We start from the raw sequence: 805 nt of genomic DNA, 5'->3' as shown, positions 1-805 counted from the left end.
CCAAACGGCACAATTCCGTTGGCAAAGACGATATAGACAACCGCCAGAACCAATAATACAGCCGTTAATATGCTTTTTTTCATGATGACCTCAAGCTATTGATTTTATACCCGTCATATTTCAAGTTGCTGCTTTGTTGGTTGAGCTGCAACTTGAAATCTATTGGGTATATATCGCTTAAGAAATTATCAGGCTGTTCCACCTACGGTCAGGTTATCCAGTTTCAAGGTTGGCTGCCCAACACCCACTGGTACACTCTGGCCTTCTTTACCGCAGACACCGACCCCTTTGTCGAGGGCCAGGTCATTTCCAACCATTGAAATCTGCTGCATGGCTTCAATACCAGAACCAATTAAGGTCGCCCCTTTTACTGGCTTGGTGATTTTACCGTTTTCAATCAAATACGCTTCCGATGTTGAGAAAACAAACTTGCCGGAAGTAATGTCCACCTGACCGCCGCCAAAATTCGGCGCATACAGACCACGATCAACGCTGGCAATAATTTCTTCCGGTGTGGAATGACCCGCCAGCATATAGGTATTGGTCATACGTGGCATTGGCAAATGAGCATAAGATTCGCGTCGGCCGTTCCCTGTCGGGGCCACACCCATCAGGCGGGCATTGAGTTTATCCTGCATATAGCCTTTCAGGATACCGTTCTCAATCAGCACGTTGTACTGCCCCGGAACGCCTTCATCATCAATAGACAGTGAACCACGGCGGCCTTCAATCGTGCCGTCATCCACGACTGTGCACAGCTCAGAAGCCACTTTTTGCCCAATCTGACCGGAGAAAACAGACGTTC

Annotated in this window: 1 protein-coding gene; it reads right to left on the bottom strand. The window is 48.1% G+C overall.

The genetic code is table 11. The features are described 5' to 3' along the window. Nucleotides 1-188 precede the first annotated feature (188 nt). On the bottom strand, nt 189-805 hold a 617-nt coding region (locus Xmir_RS22235), incomplete at its 5' end, for a metallopeptidase TldD-related protein (protein ID WP_244171029.1).

The sequence above is a fragment of the Xenorhabdus miraniensis genome, from assembly GCF_002632615.1.
The sequence above is the reverse complement of the archived record's forward strand: the minus strand, read 5'-3'. Positions and strand labels throughout refer to the sequence as shown.